Raw genomic sequence first — 21,549 nt, 5'->3', positions numbered from 1 at the left:
CACGCGCAACGGCCGTTTCAACGCACCAGGCACGGCCGCTTGTTGTCGAACTTCCAGCCCGGAATCAGGAACTGCATCGCCACGCTGTCATCCCGGGCGCCCAGGCCCATGCCTTTGTACAGTTCATGAGCTTTGGCGAGCTGATCCATGTCCAGTTCGACCCCCAGCCCCGGTTTCTGCGGCACCTGCACGCAGCCGTCGACGATTTTCAGCGGGGCCTTGGTCAGGCGTTGACCGTCCTGCCAGATCCAGTGGGTGTCGATGGCAGTGATCTCGCCCGGCGCGGCCGCCGCGACATGGGTGAACATCGCCAGGGAGATGTCGAAGTGGTTGTTGGAATGCGAACCCCAGGTCAGCCCCCATTCGTGGCACATCTGCGCCACCCGCACCGAGCCCTGCATGGTCCAGAAGTGCGGGTCGGCCAGGGGAATGTCGACCGACTGCAGCTGGATCGCGTGGCCCATCTCCCGCCAGTCGGTGGCGATCATGTTGGTCGCGGTTTTCAGGCCGGTGGCCCGGCGGAATTCAGCCATGACTTCGCGTCCCGAGTAACCGTTTTCCGCCCCGCACGGGTCTTCGGCATAGGCCAGGACGCGATGCTGGTCGCGGCACAGGCGGATGGCTTCTTGCAGTGACCAGGCACCATTTGGATCAAGGGTGATGCGCGCCTCGGGGAAACGTTCGGCGAGGGCCGTGACCGCTTCGATTTCGGCATCGCCGCTGAGCACGCCGCCCTTGAGTTTGAAATCCTTGAAGCCGTAACGGGCGTGGGCCGCCTCGGCCAGCCGGACCACCGCCTCGGCGGTCATGGCTTTTTCGTGACGCACGCGGAACCAGTCGTTTTCGGCGTCTGGCTCGCTGCGGTAGGCGAGGTCCGTTTCGTTGCGATCACCGACATAAAACAGATAGCCAAGCATCTTCACTGCATCGCGCTGTTGACCTTCGCCGAGCAGGGCGGCCACCGGCACGTCCAGGTGCTGGCCGAGCAGATCGAGCAGTGCGGCTTCCAGGCCGGTGACCGCATGGATGGTGATGCGCAGGTCGAATGTCTGCAGACCACGGCCACCGGCATCGCGGTCGGCGAAGGTCTGGCGTACCTGGTTGAGTATCCTCTGCCAGGTGCCGATCGGGCTGCCGACCACCAGGCTGCGTGCGTCTTCGAGGGTCTGGCGAATGCGCTCGCCCCCTGGCACTTCGCCGACGCCAGTGTGGCCGGCGTTGTCCTTGAGGATCACGATATTGCGGGTGAAAAACGGGCCGTGGGCGCCGCTCAGGTTGAGCAGCATGCCATCGTGGCCGGCCACTGGAACCACTTGCATGCTGGTGATGATCGGGGCTTTTGCGGTGTCTTGTGCGTTCATTTTGCAGTCCTTGAAAAGCGGAATTCAGGCGTGGTTGGGCGTGGGTTTGCCCTGCACCACGGCCGGTGCGGATTTCGGTGTGTTGCGGGCGGCAAACACGATGATGGCGGCGATGATCGAGGTCGCGGCCAGGCCGTACAGCCCGCCCTGGATGGAGCCGGTGTGCTCTTCGAGCAGGCCGAAGGTGGTCGGTGCAACGAAGCCGCCGAGGTTGCCCACCGAGTTGATCAGCGCGATGACGCCAGCGGCGATGCGTGCATCCAGATAGGCCTGGGGAATCGGCCAGAAACACGATGACGCCGATTTGAAGCCCAATGCTGCAAAGCAGATCGCAACGAAGGCGAAGACCGGCCCGCCGGTGGTGGACATGAACATCCCGGCAGCGGCGATCAGCAGGGCCACGGCGACCCAGGCTTGCTGGTGTTTCCATTTGGCCGACAGCGATGCGAAGGCGTACATGCCGACAATCGACAGCAACCACGGAATCGAGTTGAACAGCCCGACCTGGATGTCACTCAGGTCGCCCATCTTCTTGATGATGCTCGGCAGCCAGAAGGTCGCGGCGTAGATGGTCAGCTGGATAAAGAAGTAGATCAGGCAGAACAGGATGATCTGGCGATCCTTGAGCAATTTGCCCAGTGACGGCTTGATCGGCGTAGCGGCTTCGCGGGCCAGTTGTTCGTCGTCGATGGCCTTGACCAGCGCATCCTGCTCCTCACGGCTCAGCCATTTGGCATCGTGGGGCCTGGAGTCCAGCCAGAACCAGACAAACACGCACAACCCCACCGAGAACATGCCCTCGATGAAATACATCCATTGCCAACCGTGCAGGCCCAGCCCTTCGATTTGCAGGAGCAAACCGGACAGCGGGCCGGAGATCAGCGACGCGACCGCCGAGCCGCTGAGGAAAATGGCAATCGCCTTGCCACGCTCCGCGCCGGGCAACCAGCGGGTGAAGTAGTAGATCACCCCGGGGAAGAACCCGGCTTCGGCCACGCCCAGCAGAAAGCGCAGGATATAGAAGTGGGTTTCGTTCTGGATGAACGCCATGCTCGCGGCGACCAGGCCCCAGGTCAGCATGATGCGGGTCAGCCAGATACGCGCGCCGACTTTTTGCAGAAGGATGTTGGAGGGCACTTCGAACAGGGCATAGCCGATGAAAAACAGACCGGCACCGAGGCCGTAGGCGGCAGCGCCAATACCCAGGTCGTGTTCCATGTGGGCGCGGACGAAGCCGATGTTCACGCGATCAATGTAATTGACGATGAACATGATGACGAACAGCGGCAAGACGTGACGTTTGACTTTGGCGATGGCCGACTTCAGCGCTGAACTGGCGTCGTCGTGCATCCCGGAGATGGATGTATTCACTGCGTTTTCTCCCACTCGTTATTTTTATGCGGGGTAGGGCTGGGTGCTGCATTGTTGCTAGACATCATACAACTAGATTTTTTCATCGCGCAACCACGTTCATCCAACAAAATAGCGCGTTTGCAGAGGTTTTTTATTCTGCTGGTGATGCCTTCTGGCGTTTTTGCTGTCTGGATATGGGCTGGATGTTGAGTGTTGTCATACAAGCTGAGCGAGATTTTTCAGGATTCCCGCCAGGCGCGGTGCTACGATTCGATAGCCCTGATTTCCGGACATCCTCATGCAAGACGACCTCGAAGCACCCGCCCGCAAGCGCAGCCACAACCTGGCCCATGACCTGGTGGAAAAACTGACCCAGCGCATCCTGCTCGGCCAGATGTTGCCAGGTGACAAGTTGCCGTCGGAGAACACCATCGTTCAGGAGCACGGGGTCAGTCGTACGGTGGTGCGTGAGGCGATCTCCAAGTTGCAGGCCTCGGGGCTGGTGGAAACCCGGCACGGCATTGGCACGTTTGTGATCGAGCGCGCACCGGAGCAGGGGCTGCGGCTGAATGTCGACACGGCGTTGGGGGTGCGCAGCATTCTGGAGTTGCGCATGGGCCTGGAAACCCAGGCGGCCGCACTGGCGGCGACTCGCCGCACCGATCTGCAACTGGTGCAGATGCGTGAAGCGCTGGATGACTATCAAAGCCTGCTGGCCAACAACGACAGTTGTGTCGAAGCGGACCGGCGTTTTCATCTGCTGATCGCCGAAGCCACCGGCAACCTGTGCTTCACCGAAATCATGCAGCACCTGGGCAGTGCCATGATCCCGCGCACCCGGGTCAACGCCGCCGAGCGTGGTGCAGTGGACTTGAGCAAGCTCGGCGAGTTGGCCAACCTCGAGCACGAGGCGATCCTCAATGCCATCAGGCGCCAGGACCCGGATGCGGCGCGGGCGGCCATGTGGCTGCACCTGACCAACAGTCGCGACCGGTTTTCGCCCAGCTGACTGCTATTTGGGTGTTTTGTCAGTGACACCCAATCATCGTTCTTCGCGAGCAAGCCCGCTCCCACAGGGTTTTATGTTTGCCGCAGTTCTTGAGCACACATCACAACCTGTGGGAGCGGGCTTGCTCGCGAAGGCGCCGGCCCAGACGGCGCAAAGCACGGATCAGACCCGAGCAACCTGGGCAATGACCACACGCCGCTCCAGATTCAACGCCAGCACACTTGCCAACACCACCAACCCGCCGACCACGATCATCAGCGTCGGCCGCTCGCCGAGCGCATAAGACGCAATCACCATCGCCGTCGGCGGCGTCAGATACAGGGTCATCGTTGCCCTACTCAAATCGACATGCGCCAGTACATAGGCCCAGGCCAGGTACGCCAGGGCACTCGGGAAAATCCCCAGGGTGAATACGGCGAACTGTACGTGCAGCGGCGCCCGGGCGACCTGATCCATAAGGCCGGGCAGAAAGATCAACAACAGCGCCGTCCCGGACCACACCGTGTAACACACCAGTGTCAGCCCGTCGTAACGCCCGGTGTGATGTTTTTGCAGGGCGAAGTAGAGACTCCAGGACACCGCCGCCAGCAGGATCAGCAAGCCGTGGGCATCGAGGCTGCCCAGGCCATGATCGCCGGCCACCACTATCACCACGCCAAACAACCCGAGCAGCACACAACCCCAGCGCCACAGGCTTACCTGATCCTTGAACACGAAGCGCGCGATCAGCGTGCTGAACAGCGGCGTGGTCTGGGCCAGGACGCTCGAAGCGCCGGCGCTGACACCCTGTTGCCCGAAATTGATCGCCACGTGGTGCAGGCTCACGGCAAAGAATCCCAGGCCGAACATCAGCGGCAGGTCTCGCAGGCTGGGCAGGCGGATGCCCTTGAATATCGCGACCACGGCCATGAACGCGGAGGCCAGCAGGAAGCGCAGGAGTGCCAGGTGCGCGGGGTCGTAGGCTTGCAAGCCGATATGAATGCCGGTCGGGGAGAATCCCCAGCACACCACGACAAACGCCATGGCCAGGATGATTTTCCAGGGTGATACGGGGGAGGGGTTGAGCGGTGTCATGGTCGTGCACCTGTGGGCGGATGCACCGAGTATCAGAAAGCGCATCGTTCGCCACAACTGACTTATACTGCGCTAACCGTTCACTTTTGGTGATGTATGGAGCTGGCACAGATTCGCATGTTCAAGACCGTGGCCGAGGTCGGCAGCATCGCCCGTGCAGCGGAGGTGCTGCATTGCGTGCCGTCGAACATCACGGCACGGATCAAGGCTCTTGAGGCCGAACTGGGTGTCGCGCTGTTTCTGCGCGAAGGGCGAGGGCTGCGCATCAGCCCGTCGGGGCAGACCTTCCTGGCCTACGCCTCGAAAATTCTCGCCCTCACCGCCGAGGCCAAACGCGCGGTTGACCCGTCGGCCGAACCCTCCGGGCCGTTGCGCATCGGGGCCATCGAGTCGTCGGCCACCGGGCGTTTGCCGCGTCTGCTGGCGAAATTCCACAAGCGTTTCCCGCAGGTAGCGCTGGAACTGACCACCGGCTCCTGGGGGCAGTTGCTCGACGACACGCTCAATCACAAACTCGACGGTGCAATCGTGGCGGTGGATGTCGAGCGTTCGCACCTCAAGCGCACGCCGATGTACCGCGAAGACTTGCTGCTGATCGCCTCGACATCCCTGGGGCCGCTGCGGGACATCAGCGATTTGCAGGACCAGACCGTGTTCATGTGGCCCCAGGGCTGTCCGTACCGGGCGGCGCTGGAGCATTGGTTACTGCGCCAGGGGCAGGCGCTGCCGATTGTCAGCCTGGCCAGTTATGGCGCGATTGTCGGTTGTGTCAGCGCCGGGGCTGGCGTGGCACTGGTGCCCAAGGGGATCTTTGACCAATACGCCAAAGGCGCGGGGTGCGCGGGGTTTGAGTTCCCCGAACTGACCGCCGTCGACAACCTGTTTTACTGGCACGAAAACGCCGGGGTTCACCCGGCGCGTGAGGCGTTTGTGGCGATGCTCCGCGAGGAGTTCGCGTAACGCAGAATCTGTGGGAGCGAGCAAGCCCGCTCCCACAGGGGTTACGGCATGTTGATATCTCGCATTAGCAGGCCAAAACTCAGATCCACCGCATCCGGTATCGGCAGGTAAACGGTGTGCCCGTCGCCCGGTGCAACGTCGATCGCTTCACCCCTGGCGTTTTGCAACAGATGCAGATCGAAGTGGAAGTTGCCCTTGGGCGTCATCAGTTCCATGTGGTCGCCCAGGCCGAAGCGGTTCTTCACCTTGACTTCGGCCAGGCGATCTCGCCGCTCGCCGGTCAATTCACCGACAAACTGTTGCCGCTCCGACACTGAGCTGCCGTTCTGGTAGTTCTGGTACTCGTCATGCACATGCCGACGCAGAAAACCTTCGGTGTAGCCGCGCTGGGCGAGGGATTCCAGGTCGGTCATCAGGCTGCGATCGAAGGCCCGGCCCGCCGCCGCGTCGTCGATGGCCCGGCGATAAACCTGGGTGGTGCGCGCGCAATAGAAGTGGGATTTGGTCCGGCCTTCGATTTTCAGGGAATGCACGCCCATGTGCGTCAGGCGTTCGACGTGCTGCACGGCGCGCAGGTCCTTGGCGTTCATGATGTAAGTGCCGTGCTCATCTTCGAAGGCGGGCATCTGTTCCCCGGGACGATTGGCTTCCTGCAACAGGAACACCTGATCGGTGGGTGCGCCGATGCCCAGGGTCGGTTCGGGTTCGAATGTCCGGACGATCTCGCCGAGCTGGTTTTCCGTGGCCGGCTGCGCCGTGTATTTCCAGCGACAGGCGTTGGTGCAGGTGCCTTGATTGGCATCGCGCCGGTTCATGTAGCCTGACAGCAGGCAGCGCCCGGAATAGGCCATGCACAACGCGCCGTGCACGAATACTTCCAGTTCCATGGCGGGTACTTGCTGGCGAATCTCGGCGATTTCCTCCAGTGACAGCTCCCGCGACAGGATGATCCGGCTCAAGCCTTGCTGCTGCCAGAACTCGACACTTGCCCAGTTCACGGTATTGGCTTGCACCGAAAGGTGGATCGGCATCTGCCGATAGTGCCGGCGCACCAGCATGATCAGGCCGGGGTCGGACATGATCAGCGCATCCGGGGCCATCGCGATCACCGGTTCAAGGTCCTTGAGGAAGGTCTTGAGCTTGGCGTTGTGCGGCGCGATGTTCACCACCACGTAGAAGCGCTTGCCCTGAGCCTGCGCTTCGCGAATGCCAAGGGCCAGGTTGGCGTGGTCGAATTCGTTGTTGCGCACCCGCAGGCTGTAGCGCGGCTGGCCGGCGTACACGGCATCGGCGCCGTAGGCGAAGGCGTAACGCATGTTTTTCAGGGTGCCGGCGGGGGCGAGCAGTTCTGGCGCGGTGAGGTTCATGGCGGTGTCGGTCGCAAAAGCCGCCTAGGGTAAATGCCTTGTGCCGGGGTTTTATTGACCTGGATCCATACCAGATCAACAAACCGATGGCACTCGCGCGAGCCGCAGCGGACTAAACATCAGGGCGGAAGTTTTTCGTCCCCGCTGGCACGGAACGGACATGAACGAAACGACCCTGCAGGACAAATCGCTGACGGTTTTGCTGGTGCTGGTCAGCGCGGCCTTCATCTGGATCCTGCTGCCGTTCTACGGCGCGGTGTTCTGGGCGGTGATCCTCGGCATCGTCTTTGCGCCACTGCAGCGTCGGCTGCAATTGAAGTTCGGCTGGCAACGCAACCTCACGTCGCTGTGCACATTGAGCATTTGCCTGGTGATTGCGATTCTGCCGGTGATCATCACCAGCGCCTTGCTGGTTCAGGAGGGCGCGACACTCTACAAAAGCGTCGAGAGCGGCGAGCTCGACATTGCCGGGTACGTGGCGCAGTTCAAGCACAGCCTGCCGCCGTATTTCCAGCACCTGCTGGATCGCTTCGGCATGGGCGAGTTGAATGGGCTGCGAGAGAAAATCGTCAAAAGCGCGATGACCGGCGGGCAGGTGCTGGCCTCCCAGGCGTTCAGTTTCGGCCAGGGCACGTTCGAGTTCATCGTCAGTTTCTTCATCATGCTGTACTTGCTGTTCTTCTTCCTGCGTGACGGTGCGGAACTGGCGCGCAAGGTACGCATGGCGGTGCCGTTGCAGGAACAGCAGAAACGCCGTTTGCAGCTCAAGTTCAATCGTGTGGTGCGGGCCACGGTGAAGGGCAACCTGCTGGTGGCCATCACGCAAGGCGTGCTGGGCGGTCTGATTTTCTGGTTTCTGGACATTCCCAGTGTGTTGCTCTGGGCGGTGTTGATGGCGTTTCTGTCGCTACTGCCGGCGGTGGGGGCGGGAATAGTCTGGGCGCCGGTGGCGGTGTTTTTCCTGCTCACCGGGGCGATCTGGCAGGGCGTGGTGCTGGGGCTGTTCGGGACCTTCGTGATCGGGCTGGTGGATAACCTGCTCAGGCCGTTGCTGGTGGGCAAGGACACCAGGATGCCGGACTACATGATCCTGATCTCGACCCTTGGCGGCCTGGCGGTTTTCGGCTTGAACGGCTTTGTCATCGGGCCGTTGATCGCGGCCCTGTTCATGTCGAGCTGGGCCATTTTCATCGAAACCAAACCGCGGGTGCAGCTGCCTTAGGCGCTGAACCTGCCCGACTGCGCGGTACCGATGCGTTGCGACAGCGCCTGGGCGGCGGGCAGCGAAGTGAGCGGACCGCTGATCTGCACGCCATCCTGCACCAGATACCAGCAGGCGAGCATGCCCATCTCTCTGAGCTGTGGGGGGACGGCGCTGCCGATAACGGACATGATTTGAACCTGGGACATGACAAGTACCTCCATCAATCTGTGGAGTTACTTTAAGGTCCGGGTGCCTTGAGGGGTAATCAACGCTTTCGATAGTGGTCATTGATGCCAGCGGGGGCAAACGACCGTTGGTCGGTCAGTTGACCACCTGATCGAGCATATGAATCACTTCCTGCTCGTTGAGCAGGCCCTTGCGCACCAGGTTTTGCGTCAACAGCGAGAGAAACTTGGCGCTGCGATGACCTTCCAGGTGCTTGAGTTCGGTCAGTGCGTTGTAGACCTTGCTGGAGGTGCACAGACCGACGATGCGGTGCGGGTTTTGCGTTGGCATGTGGTCGTCCTTGTTGTTATCAACCTGTTATCGACGGACAGCCCCGAGCTTGCGGAACTGTCATGACAAAAATATGACCGTTTTGCGCTGCGCGGCAGAAAACGGGTCAGTCCATCTTGCCAATTTCCACCACGCGCACTGTCCCGATAGCGACCTTGGCGAGATTTTTCCAGACCTGCACCGACAAACGGGCATAAAAAAGCCCCGCTGTTTCAGCGGGGCCGGGTGAGCCCGTTACCAGCGACCGTGTCCGTAGTAGCCGCGTGGCGGACCGTAGTAGTAACCATGGGGTGGTCCGTAGTAAACCGGCGCCGGACGGTAGTAGATCGGTTGTTGCACGTAGACCGGAGCCGGCTGGTAGTAAACCGGAGGCGGTGGTGCGTAATAGGCCGGCGCGGGCTGGTAGTAGACCGGTTGCGGTGCGACATAGACCGGTCGGTTCGCGTTGATCAGGGCCGAGCCGACAATGGCAGTACCGACGATCGCGCCAAACACCGCCGGGCCTTGCCAGTAATTACCGCCACCATGGGCTTGCGCCTGTCCTGCGATAGCGAGGGCGCCGATCAGCAAGGCTACTGTGGGGACTTTACGGATCATGATAGTTCCTCGGTTCTTCAGCCCGGCGCTTGTGTCTGCAATAGACCCAAGGATTGTCGCGGGGATACTTCTAAGACAGCGTTTTTCTGAAAAACAGCACGGCCGTTGGGTAAATTTTGTGTAAGGTCTGTACCGACTTTCTTACCGACCCGTTCAAGCCCGTGCGCACAGGCTTATATGATCGATCAGAACCCGATGGCGGGCTAATCCCGTCCATCCGAAAAGTGCATTTGAAGGAGCTTCCCCATGCAGATGAACCCCAACAAAGACACCCAGCTGTGCATGTCCCTTTCAGGGCGTCCCGGGAACTTTGGTCTGCGTTTTCATAATCATCTGTATGAACAGCTGGGTCTGAATTTTTACTACAAGGCCTTTGCCAGTCAGGACCTGCCGGGTGCCGTTGCCGGCATTCGCGCCCTGCGGATTCGTGGCTGTGGCGTGTCGATGCCGTTCAAGGAAGCCAGCATTGCCCTGGTCGATGAACTCGACGCGTCTGCCGCCGCCATTCAATCGATCAACACCATCGTCAACACCGACGGCCATCTCAAGGCCTACAACACCGATTACATCGCCGTTGCCCAGTTGCTGGAAAAGCACCAGGTGCCCAAGGACTCGACCTTTGCCTTGCGCGGCAGCGGCGGCATGGCCAAGGCCGTGGCGAGCGCCTTGCGCGATGGCGGGTATGAACACGGCCTGATCGTGGCCCGCAACGAGCGCGCCGGGCGGGCGCTGGCGCAGTCGTTGGGGTATGAGTGGCAAGCCGAGCTGGGCAATCGTCGCCCGCAGATGCTGGTCAACGTCACCCCGATCGGCATGACGGGAGGACCGGAGGCCGATCAACTGGCCTTTGAAGCTGATGTGATCGAAAAAGCGGAAACTGTGTTCGATGTGGTGGCGATTCCCTCGGAAACGCCGTTGATCGTGCGTGCTCGTGCCGAAGGAAAACGGGTCATTACCGGCCTGGAAGTGATCGCGATCCAGGCACTGGAGCAATTTGTGCTCTATACCGGTGTACGGCCGACAGACGAGCAATTCCACAAGGCAGTCGCGTTTGCCCGCAGCTAGGAGGTTCCATGCATCCGCCCATTCTCAATCTGGATTCGGTCGAGCTTGAACCGTTGCCCGAAGCGTTTGCGCCGACGGGTGAAACCGCCGGTCGCTATCAACAGCGCCTGGCCCGTGTCGGCCAGCAACTGGGGGCGCAAAAGCTTGGTTATCGCTTGTATGTGCTGGAGCCAGGCATGCGCGGCAGCCCGTTTCACAGTCATCGGGTCAATGAGGAAATGTTCTATGTCGTGGCCGGGCAAGGGCAAGTCCGCCTGGGATCGGAACGTTTTCCAATCCGCGCCGGTGATGTGATCGCCTGCCCACCGGGCGGGCCTGAAAAGGCGCACCAGATCATCAACACCAGCAACGGCGAGTTGCGCTACCTGGCCGTCAGCACCCAGCAATCACCGGAGATCTGTGAATACCCCGATTCCGGCAAATACGCTGTGATGGACGACTTCAAGGTGGATGCCGAAGGTAATGCCTCGGGTTTTGTGGCGGTGGCCCGCCAGGCCGATGGGGTGGATTACTGGGACGGCGAGTAACCACAGGCACCGTCAAACCACTGTAGGAGCGAGCTTGCTCGCGATGGACGTCAACGATAACGCGGGCTGTCTGAATGAACGCGTCGTCTGGACGTTTTTCGCGAGCAGGCTCGCTCCTACAGGTTTTGTGTCCATCACAATTGTCGGTGAGTCCACGATCCACTGTGGGAGCGGGCTTGCTCGCGAAAGCGTCGGCACATTCAGAATTGGTGTGACTGGCAATCCGCTTTCGCGAGCAAGCCCGCTCCCACATTGGGATCTCTGTAGCGGGATTATTCCAGTCGCGCCAAACGCTCTTCCAGCGCCGCAATCCGCGCTTCCAGTTCTTCGATCCGTTCAACCGAAACCCCGCCACTGCCACGCTCGGCCGGGTTGTTCCGTGCCGCCATGATCGCCTCGATATCCGCCGGGTCGCCCAAGGCGTGGGTATAGCGGTCTTCGCGCTGACCGGCCTGACGCGCAATCAGCACGGCCAGGCCGCGGGCAATCAGGCGTTCGAGTTGATGCACAACCTGTTCGGCATCTTCGAATTCATGCATGCGGCCGCTGCGGGTCAGCAGTTCATTGACGGTCTGCGGGCCGCGCAGGAACATCAGCCCGGTCAGGATGACCTGCGCCGGCACCAGTTCCAGGGCCTTGTCGACCTTGTGCTCCCAGCGGTCGGCGCGGCTGCCCATCACCAGTTTGGCGAAGCCGCGTCCTTCGAGGGCGCGCAGGCTCTGGCCGACCTGGCCTTGTGTGAGGTTCATCACCGGCTCGCGGCTGGTTTTCTGGTTGCAGGCAATCACCAGGGCATTGAGGGTCAGGGGATAGGTTTCCGGGCTGGTGGCCTGTTTCTCGATCAACGAGCCCAGGATGCGGATTTCCGTGGTATTGAGCCGGGGCTCATCGAAAGTCGTCTCTTGCTCAGCGCTCATGGTTCTGCGTCCTTACCCGATTCATGTTTTTCACTTGCGTGGGTGCACTTTAGATGGGCAGGCGCCAATCGCAACAGAATTCGCTGCGTCATCAGAGCAATGATGACAAAAAGTGTATGAAATATTAACGCCATTTTTACAATTGGCCGGGCACCGTATGCGGGGTCGCGCGCGAGTGCGTCCAAAGGGCGAGGTATTGTTGGCGTCATCGCCCTGAACAGCTGAACCCTGCATCGAGTCGGCCGGTGTACTACACCTTCATTCGCCTCTGATAAAGAAATCCAATAAAGGCGAGAGTGACTCCATGAGCCAAGACATTTTTGTATCCGTACTGATTCCCGCCAAGAACGAAGCGAACAACCTCAAGCCATTGCTTGAGGAAATCCGCGTGGCACTGGCCGATGAGGCTTACGAAATCATCGTGGTCGACGATGGCAGCACCGATTCGACCCTGCAGGAATTGCGGCAGATGCGCCACGACGGCCTGGACACCCTGCGCATCCTCCATCACGAGCGTTCGCTGGGGCAGAGCACCTCGCTGTACCACGCGGCGCGCGAGGCCCGTGGGCAATGGCTGGCGACCCTCGATGGCGACGGCCAGAACGATCCGGCGGACATTCCCGGCATGCTCGCGCTGGTGCGCGGCGAACCGGGCCAGGTCGATGTGCAACTGGTTGCCGGGCACCGGGTCAATCGCCGCGACACCGCGAGCAAACGCTACGCCTCGCGTTTCGCCAACAACCTGCGCCGGCGCCTGCTCAAGGACGCCACCCCGGACACCGGTTGCGGCCTGAAGCTGATCGAGCGCGCGGCGTTCCTGCGCCTGCCGTACTTCGACCACATGCATCGCTATATTCCGGCACTGATCCAGCGCCATAACGGGCGCATGATCGTGCACCCGGTCAACCACCGGCCGCGCACGGCCGGGGTGTCGAAATACGGCAACATCGACCGCGCTCTGGTCGGCATTCTCGATTTGTTCGGGGTCTGGTGGCTGATCAAGCGCACGCGGCTGAACACCATTGCCCAGGAGATCGAAGGATGAACCTCTCCCGCGAAGCCTTGTGGTTGATCGTCGGTTTTGCGGGGCAGATCGCCTTTACCGGGCGCTTTGTCCTGCAGTGGCTGTACAGCGAGTACAAGAAACGCAGCGTGATCCCGGTGAGCTTCTGGTACCTGAGCATCGTCGGCAGCACCTTGCTGCTTGCCTATGCCATTTACCGCGAAGACCCGGTGTTCATCGCCGGGCAGGCGTTCGGCTCCATCGTGTATTTTCGCAACCTGCAATTGATCGCCAAAAGCAGAAGCCTGAAGGAGTAGGTCATGCGCGGATCGTTATCGACCCGAAATATTACGTTGCTCGTAGCCATCGCGATGGCGTTGCTGTTTTTCTGGGGGCTGGGCAGCGTGCCGTTCCTCAGTGTCAACGAGGCCCGCCGCGCCGTTACCGTGCGCGAAATGCGCGAGGCGGGCAGTTGGCTGCTGCCTTACATGAACGGTGACTTGTACCTGTCCAAGCCGCCGTTTTTCTATTGGGCGGGCCTGGTTTCAACGGCGGTGCTGGGCAGCTTGTCCGAGTGGAGCGTGCGTCTGCCTTCGGCGCTGGCCGCCGCCTTGTGCTGTGTTGGCACCTATCTGTACGGCGTTCGGCAGGCGGGGCGGCAGGTTGGTTTGTTCGCCGTGGTGTTCCTGGCCGCGAACGGTGCCTTCAGCCTGTTCGCACGGCGCTCGGAAATCGAGATGCTGTTGACCCTGCTGTGCTTCGGAGCACTGCTGGCGGCCTGGCAGTTCATCTTCCAGCAAGGTCGGGTCTTCTGGAGTCGGTTGAGCTATGTGCTGTTGGGTTGCGCGCTGCTGACCAAAGGACCGGTTTGCCTGTTGTGGGTGACGGCGCCGATCCTGGCCTACGCCTTGATCTACCGTGATGCCCGGGCCAAGGCTTATCTGTGCGACGGTTGGGGCTGGCTGATTGCCGTGGTGCTGGGCAGTTCCTGGTACGTGGCGGTGTCGGTGAATCAGGGCTGGGGGATCTGGGCATCGATCATCAGCGAAGACATCGTGAAGAAGATCGACGGGCAGGGCGCCGAGGCCTGGTACGCGTATCTGCTGTACCTGGCCGGTGATTTCTTCCCGTTCTGGCTGATCGTGTTCGTACAGCCGCGCAAGTTCTGGGCGATGATCCGCTCGCGCCGCGAGGCTGCCATGCTGCTGTGCTGCAGCCTGTTGCCGCTGCTGGTGTTCTCCCTGTTCACTGAAAAGCACGGCAAGTACCTGTTGCCGGTTTATCCGTCGATGGCGCTGCTGCTGGCGATGCACTGGTCGGCGGTGCTCGATGACCTCAAGGGGCGCTGGCGCACGGTCCTGGCCGTTGTGCCCTACGTGATGCTGGCCGGGTTTGTGGTGTTCTACATGTTCGTCGAGGCGCGGGTGTTGTCGCACCGGGTCGGTGGTCTTGAGCAGGTTGCCACGCTGGCCGATGGGCAGCGGGGGCAGAAGGCTTATACCCTCGGTGAGCCGGATATCCGTCTGGTCTATTACATGGGCCGGCCAGTGACGCCGCTGACGGTGGCGCAGTTGCAGTCCGAGTCCCGTCCGGCGGGGCTGCTGTTTGTGCAAGAACCCCTCGCGCCGCAATTGCAGAACCTGGCGTCATGCCAGGTCGGTGAAATCAACCCGTACCTGAAACCGGACCGTTCAGCGCTGCTCGTGCGCATGGGGGGCGACTGCCGCTGATCGGCGTCCCGGCCGAACACACACGCCAGCACATCACCCGTTCGGACTAGGCAGGGCTAACGATTCTGCCACGTCCGGCCGGCGCCAAACTTCAAGCTCAAAGGGGGCGTTGCGTCACGCACGCCCCGCCACACGAGCAGAAGGCGCCGCGATGGAGTTTGCATTCAGCGACGAACAGGAAATGATCCGCGCATCGGCCGAGGGCTTCCTCGCCGATGTCTCGGATTCTGCCGCCGTGCGCGCGGCAATGGCCAGCGAACGGGGTTTTGACGAAGCCCTCTGGCAGCGTCTGTGCCAGGAAATGTACTGGCCAGCCATTCATATCCCCGAAACCTTTGGTGGCCTCGGCCTCGGCTTTGTCGAACTGACGATCCTGCTGGAACAGATGGGGCGGCGTCTGCTGTGTTCGCCGTTTTTCGCCACCGCCTGCATGGCCACGCCTGCGCTGTTGCTGGCCGCCAATGATCAACAGAAGCAGCGTTGGTTACCGTCGATCGCCGACGGCAGCGTGACCGCGACCCTGGCGTTCAGCAGTGCCAACGGCTGGTCGGCCGACGATGTCCAGGCCACGGCGGTGGTGGAGGGCGACGGGTTCGTTCTCGACGGCACCCTCAAGCATGTGCTCGACGGGCACGGTGCTGACCTTCTGGTCATCGCTGCGCGGCAACCCGGTTCGACCGGCGAGGCGGGCATCAGCCTGTTTGCCGTGAGCGCCGAGCGGGCCGGTATCGAGCGGCAAATGCTGCCGACCATGGACCAGACCCGGCGCCAGGCGCGGATCCAGCTCAACGGCCTATACCTTGAAGCCGACTGCCTACTGGGTGAGCTCGGTAACGGCTGGTCGCACCTTGAGCGAGTTTTGCAACTGGCCTGCATCGGCCTGGCTGCCGAGCAGACCGGCGGCGCGCAGCAGGTGCTCGACCTCAGCGTGGCCTACATGCAGGAACGCCAGCAATTCGGTCGCCCGATCGCCAGTTTTCAGGCCCTCAAACACCGCGCCGCCGACATGATGCTGCAGGTCGAGTGCGCGCGTTCGGCCAGTTATTACGCCGCGTGCGTGGCCCAGGAAGCCCTCGATCCGCAGGGTGATCCGCAGGTCGCGGCAGAACTGCCGCTGGCAGCGGCGCTGGCCAAGGCGCAGTGCTCTGAAACCTATTTCGCCTGCGCATCCGAGTCGATCCAGTTGCACGGCGGTGTCGGCTTCACCTGGGAGTACGACCCGCACCTCTACTTCAAGCGCGCCCGCGCCAGCGAGAGTTTCCTCGGGCTACCGGCCTGGCATCGCGAGCGGATTGCCGCGGTCATTCTTGGAGAGCAGCCATGAAAATCAGTTTCAGCGAGCAGGACGAGCACTTCCGTCGGGAAGTCGCCGACTGGATGAGCGCCAACCTCTGCGGCGAATTCGAGCCCCTGCGTTTTCGTGGCGGTCCGGGCGATGAGCACATGTTTCCCGAAGAGCGCAAAGCCTGGGAGCGCAAACTCGCCGAGGGTGGCTGGACCTGCGTCGGCTGGGCGCCGGAGCACGGCGGGCGTGGTTTGTCGATCACCCGGCAAGTGATATTCCACGAAGAGTACGCCCGCGCCGGTGGTCCCGGTCGCATGGGGCACATCGGCGAAGGGCTGGCCGGGCCGACCATTGCCGCGTTCGGCACAGTCGAACAGCAACGGCGCTTTCTGCCGGGGATCGTCAGCGGTACGTCCTTCTGGTGCCAGGGCTATTCCGAGCCGGGGGCCGGTTCCGACCTGGCCAACGTCAAGACCCGCGCGACGCTGGATGAGGCGAGCGGAAACTGGGTGATCAACGGGCAAAAAGTCTGGACGTCCCTGGCCCACGAATCGGATTGGTGTTTTGTCATCGCCCGCACCGAACCGGGCAGCGTCGGCCATCGCGGTCTGTCATTCCTGCTGGTGCCGATGGCCCAGGTACAAATCACCGTGCGGCCCATCGAACAACTGACCTGCACCTCGGAATTCAACGAAGTGTTCTTCGACGATGCCCGCACCGACGCCACCAACATCATCGGCGCGCCGGGTGACGGCTGGAAGATCGCCATGGCGCTGCTCGGTTTTGAGCGAGGTGTCTCGACCCTCGGCCAGCAGATGCAGTTTCAGAACGAACTCAACGAAATCATCGCCATCGCCAAGTCCAATGGCGCAGACCGCGATCCGATCCTGCGCCAGCGCCTGGCCGAGGCCTGGAGCGGGCTGCGGATCATGCGCTACAACTCGCTGCGCATGCTCTCGGGCAGCCAGGACGGTTCGCTGCGCAAGGAGGCGACCATCTACAAGCTGTTCTGGTCGACCTGGCATGCCAGCCTCGGCAAGTTGGCGATGGACGTCCTTGGCGCCGAAGCGGAATTGCTCGAAGCCGCGCCTTACCAACTGACCCGTTTGCAGTCGCTGTACCTGTTCAGCCGCGCCGACACCCTCTACGGCGGCAGCAACGAAATCCAGCGCAACATCATCGCCGAGCGTGCCCTGGGCATGCCCAAAGAGCCGCGTCCGCGCGCCTGAAAGGAGAGAGTTCATGTCTGTACCTCAATATGTTGAAGGTCGCGGCCTGCTGCGCGGCAAGTCGGTGCTGATCACCGCAGCGGCGGGTGCCGGGATCGGTTTTTCCGCCGCTGTGCGCGCTGCCGAGGAAGGTTGTCGCACACTGATGATCAGCGATATCCATGAAGGCCGGTTGGCCGAGGCGGTGCTGAAGATTCGTGAAACCACCGGGTTGCAACAGGTCTTCGGCCAGGTCTGCAACGTCGCCGACGAAGCCCAGGTGCAACAACTGATTGCCTGCGCCGAACGTGACCTGCAAGGCGTCGATGTGCTGATCAACAACGCCGGTCTTGGCGGCTCGCGCTTGCTGGTGGAGATGGGCGACGAGGAGTGGAACCGGGTGCTCGATGTGACGCTCACCGGCACCATGCGCATGACCCGCGCCATGCTGCCGAAGATGATGGCGCGGCGTGCCGGGGTCATCGTCAACAACGCGTCGGTGCTGGGCTGGCGCGCGCAGAAAGAGCAATCGCATTACGCCGCCGCCAAGGCCGGCGTCATGGCATTGACCCGCTGCGCAGCGGTCGAGGCGGCTGACTACGGCATCCGCATCAATGCGGTCAGCCCGAGCATTGCCCTGCATGATTTCCTGCGCAAATCCGCGCCTCAGGCGGTGCTCGATCAACTGGCCGCCAACGAAGCGTTCGGCCGCGCCGCCGAAGTCTGGGAAGTGGCCAACGTGATGATGTTCCTGGCCAGCGACTACAGCTCCTACATGACCGGCGAAGTGTTGTCGGTGTCCAGCCAGAGGGCGTGACCATGCCACGTATTTTCGACACGCCGATGGCCTTGTTCGACGCCGTGGGTGAATCGCTCGGCGCCAGTGACTGGCTGTTGCTGGAGCAGGACCGCATCGACCGGTTCGCTGACGCCACTGGCGATCACCAGTGGATTCACGTCGATCCGGTCAAGGCCGCCAGCGGCCCGTTTGGCGCCTGCATTGCCCATGGCTACCTGAGCCTGTCGCTGGTCAACCTGTTCTTGCCGCAGATCGTCGAAGTCCGTGGCCTGGCCATGGGCGTCAATTACGGCTGCGAGCGAGTGCGTTTCCCCGCGGTGGTGCGCGTCGGCTCGCGGGTGCGCGGCAGTGCGCAACTGATCGCGGTCGAGGAAGTGAAGGGCGGCGTACAGGCGACCATCCGCGTCAGCGTCGAGATCGACGGCGAGGACCGCCCCGGCTGCGTGGTCGACACCATCAGCCGCTATTACCCGGCGTAAACCGGCCAGCAGAATTTCGAGGAATTGAGCATGAAAGAAGCCGTCATCGTTTCGACCGCCCGTACTCCGATCGGCAAAGCCTTTCGCGGTGCGTTCAATGACACCGAAGCGCCGCAACTGGGCGGCCACGTGGTGCGCGAAGCCGTGCGCCGCGCCGGCATCGAGCCGGGCGAAGTGGACGACGTGATCATCGGCGCCGCGGCGCAACAGGGTACGCAGTCCTATAACCTGGGGCGCCTGTGCGCGATTGCCGGTGGCTTGCCGGCATCGGTTGCCGGGATGGCTGTCGAGCGCCAATGCTCGTCGGGCCTGATGAGTATCGCCATGGCCGCCAAAGGCATCATGTGCGACGAAATCGACATCGCCGTGGCCGGTGGCCTGGAGTCGATTTCCCTGGTGCAGAACAAGCACAAGAACCTGTATCGCAACCAGTCGGGTTCGGTGATCGAGCTGGACCCGCACGCCTACATACCGATGATCGAAACCGCCGAGATCGTCTCCGCGCGCTATGGCATCTCCCGCGACGAGCAGGACGAATACAGCTACCAGAGCCAGCTGCGTACCGCCCAGGCGCAGAGTGCCGGGCGGTTCGACCGCGAACTGGCGCCACTGACCAGCCGCCAGATGATCGTCGACAAGGCCACGGGCGAAACCCGCCATGAGTCCGTCACCTTGCTGCGCGACGAGTGCAATCGCATCGACACCACCCTCCAGAGCCTGAAAGCGCTGGAGCCGGTGTGGCCGGGCGGCCAGTGGAGCGACAAGGGGCGTTTCATCACTGCCGGTAATGCCTCGCAGTTGTCCGACGGTGCGTCGGCCTCGGTGTTGATGAGCGCCAAACTGGCCGAGAAACGCGGCCTGGAACCGCTGGGGATCTATCGCGGCATGGCCGTCGCCGGCTGCAACTCCGACGAGATGGGCATCGGCCCGATCTACGCCATTCCCAAGCTGCTCAAACGCCACGGCCTGACCATGGAGCACATCGGCCTCTGGGAGTTGAACGAAGCGTTCGCCTGTCAGGTGCTGTATTGCCGCGACACCCTGGGCATTCCCGCCGAGCGCCTGAACGTCAACGGCGGGGCGATTTCCATCGGCCATCCGTTCGGCATGTCCGGGGCGCGGATGGTCGGCCACGCGTTGGTCGAAGGCCAGCGTCGCGGTTTGCGCTATGTGGTGGTGAGCATGTGCATCGGTGGCGGCATGGGCGCCGCAGCCCTGTTCGAGGTGGTCTGAATGATCAGCGCACAGCAGGTGCAAGAGAGCATGGCGCGTTATGTGGAGCTGGTGGATGCCGGCGACATCGAGGGCATCCTCGCGCTCTACGCCAAAGACGCCAGCGTTGAAGACCCGGTCGGCCAGGCGCCGTTGCAGGGCATCGACGCCATCGCGCGCTTTTACCGTGAAGGACTGGGGACGATGCAAGTCTCGGCGACCCTGACCGGCCCGGTTCGCGCGACGCTCAACGGTTACGGCGCAATGCCATTCCGGGTCGACATGGAGTGGGGTGGGCAACCGTGCTCGCTGCATGTGATCGACGTGATGGAGTTCAATGCCGACGGCCAGATCCGCTCGATGAAAGCCTTCTGGAGTGAGGTCAACGTGACTCCGCGAGGTGCCGCGTGAACCTGGAGCAGCGGATCGCCCGCCTGGAAGCGCTGGAGGACATCCGCCAGCTCAAGCATCGCTACCTCAATGCCTGCGATCTCAAGCAGGTCGAGGTGATTGCCGACTGCTTTGCCGAAGGTGAAGTGCTGATCGATTACGGTCCTTTGGGGATCTTTCGTGAGCGCGACAGTTTTGTCGCGCTGTACCGCGAACTGGCCTGCCACGAACGGGTCATCGACCTGCACCACGGAGCCAACCCGGAAATCGAGGTGCTTGGCGAGGATCAGGCCCAGGGCCGTTGGGCCCTGTGGTATTTCAATCTGGATGGCGAGAGCGGGGCGACGCGGCAGTTGGGTGGGTTCTATCAGGACCGTTACCGGCGTATCGCCGGACAATGGAAGATCGTCGCCACCCGTTTTACCGCTCACTCGCAAGTGGTGCGTTCCTGAGGGCAGCTCACTCCAGAGGCTGCCCCCTGTGGGAGCGGGCTTGCCCGCGAAGGCGGCGTGTCAGGCAACATTGATGCTGGATGTGCCGGCCTCTTCGCTGGCAAGCCAGCTCCCACAGTTTTTATGCTCACCCCGGCATTTCCCCCTGTGGGAGCGGGCTTGCCCGCGAAGGCGGCGTGTCAGGCAACATTGATGCTGGATGTGCCGGCCTCTTCGCTGGCAAGCCAGCTCCCACAGTTTTTATGCTCACCCCGGCATTTCCCCCTGTGGGAGCGGGCTTGCCCGCGAAGGCGGCGTGTCAGGCAACATTGATGCTGGATGTGCCGGCCTCTTCGCTGGCAAGCCAGCTCCCACAGTTTTTATGCTCACCCCGGCATTTCCCCCTGTGGGAGCGGGCTTGCTCGCGAAGGCGGCGTGTCAGGCAACATTGATGCTGGATGTGCCGGCCTCTTCGCTGGCAAGCCAGCTCCCACAGTTTTTATGCTCACCCCGGCATTTCCCCCCTGTGGGAGCGGGCTTGCTCGCGAAGGCGGTGTGTCAGGCAACATTGATGTTGGATGTGCTGACAGCCAAATCCGGATTCTGCGTGCGGCCGGTTTCGTAAAAGGCCTTCAGGTTCTCGGCAATCTGCTTCACCACCTTGTTGAAAGCCTTGGCCAGCAACCATTCCGCCAACCTGCCACCGCGCAGGCGGTAACTCATTTGCAGGGTGATGCGGGTCGCGTCGCCTTCGGCTTGCAAGGCATAACTGAAACTCGCCTCGCGAAACGGAAAGGGCGAGTCATTGCCGCCTTTGTGCAACCGCAGCATGAACCCCGTGCCTTCCTGCCACTGCACCACGCTTTCATCCAGATACTGGCCACCCTTGCGCAGCACCCGGCGACTGGCGCCGACGCCTTCCTGTGCGCCGGGATGAAACTGGCAACCGGTCAGTCCAGGTACATAGTGCGGTGCAAGGCTCAGGTCGCGCAGTTTGGCCCACACCGCTTGGGGGGACAGGTCAAGCAGGACACTGTGGCGGGTAATTGCGGGCATGTGGCA

General features: G+C 62.0%; 24 protein-coding genes. 15 read left to right on the top strand and 9 right to left on the bottom strand.

Annotated features, from left to right (window positions below; all coding sequences use genetic code 11):
- Positions 1-17: 17 nt before the first annotated feature.
- Together gudD and AC06G5_RS20655 are read right to left on the bottom strand one after the other, a co-directional pair.
- On the bottom strand, positions 18-1,361 hold the full coding sequence (gene gudD / locus AC06G5_RS20660; protein ID WP_413423078.1) for a glucarate dehydratase: 1,344 nt from the start codon (positions 1,359-1,361) through the stop codon (positions 18-20).
- Positions 1,362-1,385: 24 nt separating this feature from the next.
- On the bottom strand, positions 1,386-2,732 hold the full coding sequence (locus AC06G5_RS20655) for an MFS transporter (RefSeq protein ID WP_413423080.1): 1,347 nt from the start codon (positions 2,730-2,732) through the stop codon (positions 1,386-1,388).
- A 280-nt stretch (positions 2,733-3,012) separates the two neighbouring features.
- Here AC06G5_RS20655 and AC06G5_RS20650 point away from each other — a divergent pair, with 280 nt between their 5' ends.
- Entirely contained in the window at positions 3,013-3,723 is a 711-nt protein-coding gene (locus AC06G5_RS20650; protein ID WP_413423082.1) for a FadR/GntR family transcriptional regulator, read from the top strand.
- A 162-nt stretch (positions 3,724-3,885) separates the two neighbouring features.
- Here AC06G5_RS20650 and AC06G5_RS20645 read toward each other — a convergent pair whose 3' ends face one another.
- Entirely contained in the window at positions 3,886-4,797 is a 912-nt protein-coding gene (locus tag AC06G5_RS20645; protein WP_480458229.1) for a DMT family transporter, read from the bottom strand.
- 96 nt (positions 4,798-4,893) lie between these two features.
- Here AC06G5_RS20645 and AC06G5_RS20640 point away from each other — a divergent pair, with 96 nt between their 5' ends.
- Positions 4,894-5,757, top strand: coding sequence for a LysR family transcriptional regulator (locus tag AC06G5_RS20640; RefSeq protein ID WP_057397001.1), 864 nt, complete (start codon positions 4,894-4,896; stop codon positions 5,755-5,757).
- 41 nt (positions 5,758-5,798) lie between these two features.
- On the opposite strand, the gene trhP is transcribed toward AC06G5_RS20640, so the two are convergent.
- Positions 5,799-7,124, bottom strand: a complete 1,326-nt coding sequence (trhP, locus tag AC06G5_RS20635; protein WP_413423088.1) for a prephenate-dependent tRNA uridine(34) hydroxylase TrhP — start codon at positions 7,122-7,124, stop codon at positions 5,799-5,801.
- A 160-nt stretch (positions 7,125-7,284) separates the two neighbouring features.
- On the opposite strand from trhP, the gene AC06G5_RS20630 reads away from it, so the two are divergent.
- Positions 7,285-8,346 carry an AI-2E family transporter gene (locus AC06G5_RS20630; RefSeq protein ID WP_413423090.1) on the top strand — a complete coding sequence of 354 codons (1,062 nt, stop codon included), beginning with the start codon at positions 7,285-7,287 and terminating at the stop codon, positions 8,344-8,346.
- Here AC06G5_RS20630 and AC06G5_RS20625 read toward each other — a convergent pair.
- The 3 genes from AC06G5_RS20625 to AC06G5_RS20615 form a co-directional block, all read right to left on the bottom strand.
- Complete coding sequence (locus AC06G5_RS20625) at positions 8,343-8,534, bottom strand: hypothetical protein (RefSeq protein ID WP_413423092.1); 192 nt, start codon at positions 8,532-8,534, stop codon at positions 8,343-8,345. The genes AC06G5_RS20630 and AC06G5_RS20625 overlap by 4 nt on opposite strands.
- A gap of 115 nt (positions 8,535-8,649) precedes the next feature.
- Positions 8,650-8,844, bottom strand: coding sequence for a hypothetical protein (locus AC06G5_RS20620; RefSeq protein WP_413704394.1), 195 nt, complete (start codon positions 8,842-8,844; stop codon positions 8,650-8,652).
- A gap of 234 nt (positions 8,845-9,078) precedes the next feature.
- Positions 9,079-9,441, bottom strand: a complete 363-nt coding sequence (locus tag AC06G5_RS20615) for a hypothetical protein (RefSeq protein WP_413423094.1) — start codon at positions 9,439-9,441, stop codon at positions 9,079-9,081.
- A 246-nt stretch (positions 9,442-9,687) separates the two neighbouring features.
- Between AC06G5_RS20615 and AC06G5_RS20610 the strand changes: the two genes are divergently transcribed.
- On the top strand, positions 9,688-10,506 hold the full coding sequence (locus AC06G5_RS20610; protein WP_480458228.1) for a shikimate 5-dehydrogenase: 819 nt from the start codon (positions 9,688-9,690) through the stop codon (positions 10,504-10,506).
- A gap of 8 nt (positions 10,507-10,514) precedes the next feature.
- The gene (locus AC06G5_RS20605; RefSeq protein WP_413423098.1) at positions 10,515-11,033 is read left to right on the top strand and encodes a cupin domain-containing protein; all 519 of its coding nucleotides are present in this window, start codon (positions 10,515-10,517) and stop codon (positions 11,031-11,033) included.
- A gap of 272 nt (positions 11,034-11,305) precedes the next feature.
- Here the strand turns inward: AC06G5_RS20605 and AC06G5_RS20600 are convergent, their stop codons facing one another.
- Positions 11,306-11,950, bottom strand: coding sequence for a YceH family protein (locus AC06G5_RS20600; RefSeq protein WP_413428924.1), 645 nt, complete (start codon positions 11,948-11,950; stop codon positions 11,306-11,308).
- Positions 11,951-12,254: 304 nt separating this feature from the next.
- On the opposite strand from AC06G5_RS20600, the gene AC06G5_RS20595 reads away from it, so the two are divergent.
- The 10 genes from AC06G5_RS20595 to AC06G5_RS20550 all read left to right on the top strand — a co-directional run bounded on the left by AC06G5_RS20595 (position 12,255) and on the right by AC06G5_RS20550 (position 20,508).
- Positions 12,255-12,995, top strand: a complete 741-nt coding sequence (locus tag AC06G5_RS20595) for a glycosyltransferase family 2 protein (RefSeq protein ID WP_322616459.1) — start codon at positions 12,255-12,257, stop codon at positions 12,993-12,995.
- On the top strand, positions 12,992-13,270 hold the full coding sequence (locus tag AC06G5_RS20590; protein WP_413428745.1) for a lipid-A-disaccharide synthase N-terminal domain-containing protein: 279 nt from the start codon (positions 12,992-12,994) through the stop codon (positions 13,268-13,270). The genes AC06G5_RS20595 and AC06G5_RS20590 overlap by 4 nt, the downstream gene beginning before the upstream one ends.
- Positions 13,271-13,273: 3 nt before the next feature.
- Positions 13,274-14,683, top strand: a complete 1,410-nt coding sequence (locus tag AC06G5_RS20585; RefSeq protein WP_413428744.1) for an ArnT family glycosyltransferase — start codon at positions 13,274-13,276, stop codon at positions 14,681-14,683.
- 151 nt (positions 14,684-14,834) lie between these two features.
- Positions 14,835-16,007, top strand: a complete 1,173-nt coding sequence (locus AC06G5_RS20580; RefSeq protein WP_413428743.1) for an acyl-CoA dehydrogenase family protein — start codon at positions 14,835-14,837, stop codon at positions 16,005-16,007.
- Positions 16,004-17,197 (top strand): acyl-CoA dehydrogenase family protein, encoded by a 1,194-nt coding sequence (locus tag AC06G5_RS20575; RefSeq protein WP_480458227.1) that lies wholly within the window; start codon positions 16,004-16,006, stop codon positions 17,195-17,197. The genes AC06G5_RS20580 and AC06G5_RS20575 overlap by 4 nt, the downstream gene beginning before the upstream one ends.
- A 13-nt stretch (positions 17,198-17,210) precedes the next feature.
- A complete protein-coding gene (locus AC06G5_RS20570) occupies positions 17,211-17,993 on the top strand; it encodes an SDR family oxidoreductase (protein WP_480458226.1) in 783 nt (260 codons plus the stop codon).
- A gap of 2 nt (positions 17,994-17,995) precedes the next feature.
- Positions 17,996-18,454 carry a MaoC family dehydratase gene (locus AC06G5_RS20565; protein ID WP_413428740.1) on the top strand — a complete coding sequence of 153 codons (459 nt, stop codon included), beginning with the start codon at positions 17,996-17,998 and terminating at the stop codon, positions 18,452-18,454.
- A gap of 30 nt (positions 18,455-18,484) precedes the next feature.
- On the top strand, positions 18,485-19,687 hold the full coding sequence (locus AC06G5_RS20560; protein WP_413428739.1) for an acetyl-CoA C-acyltransferase: 1,203 nt from the start codon (positions 18,485-18,487) through the stop codon (positions 19,685-19,687).
- A complete protein-coding gene (locus AC06G5_RS20555) occupies positions 19,688-20,077 on the top strand; it encodes a steroid Delta-isomerase (protein ID WP_413428738.1) in 390 nt (129 codons plus the stop codon).
- Positions 20,074-20,508 (top strand): nuclear transport factor 2 family protein, encoded by a 435-nt coding sequence (locus AC06G5_RS20550; protein WP_413428737.1) that lies wholly within the window; start codon positions 20,074-20,076, stop codon positions 20,506-20,508. The genes AC06G5_RS20555 and AC06G5_RS20550 overlap by 4 nt, the downstream gene beginning before the upstream one ends.
- A gap of 537 nt (positions 20,509-21,045) precedes the next feature.
- On the opposite strand, the gene AC06G5_RS20545 is transcribed toward AC06G5_RS20550, so the two are convergent.
- Positions 21,046-21,543, bottom strand: coding sequence for an SRPBCC family protein (locus tag AC06G5_RS20545; protein WP_413428518.1), 498 nt, complete (start codon positions 21,541-21,543; stop codon positions 21,046-21,048).
- Between the last annotated feature and the right edge of the window lie 6 nt (positions 21,544-21,549).

The organism is Pseudomonas sp. WT-JTC (genome assembly GCF_056711565.1).
This window is presented reverse-complemented; position numbering and strand designations above follow the sequence as displayed.